Origin of the sequence: Mesorhizobium sp. M8A.F.Ca.ET.208.01.1.1, from assembly GCF_004791315.1 — a bacterium.
In the GTDB taxonomy this organism is placed as follows: Bacteria; Pseudomonadota; Alphaproteobacteria; order Rhizobiales; family Rhizobiaceae; genus Mesorhizobium.
This window is the reverse complement of the sequence record NZ_SRUT01000419.1, coordinates 1-282: the sequence shown is the minus strand read 5'-3', so window position 1 is coordinate 282 and position 282 is coordinate 1. Positions and strand designations below refer to the sequence as shown.

Sequence of the window (282 nt, the reverse complement as noted above, 5' to 3'; positions counted from 1 at the left end):
GCAGCGCCTGCATCGGTGATAATCCGCCCGCCGCGTCCGCCGAACTCCCGCAGCAGCAGGCCTATAAGCGACGGCAGGTCGACCCAGCCTTCGCCGGCATTGAAAATGGCGCCTTGGCGAGAAACGGCCTTTGCGTCGATGCCTGGCGTGACGGCGGCGATCTCGGCGGGCGCGAGCAGCCGCGTCTCGTAACCGATCGCCTGTTCGTGCTGAAAGATTTCCTCGATCTGGTTGGCGGCGTTGTCGGCGTCCCAGGTGAGCCCGCCGTCAAGCCGCAGCCAG

The 282-nt window shown here is 66.7% G+C and carries 1 protein-coding gene; it reads right to left on the bottom strand.

Annotated elements, in window-relative coordinates:
* On the bottom strand, nt 1-282 hold a 282-nt coding region (locus tag EN851_RS36715), incomplete at both ends, for an FAD-dependent oxidoreductase (protein WP_189587381.1).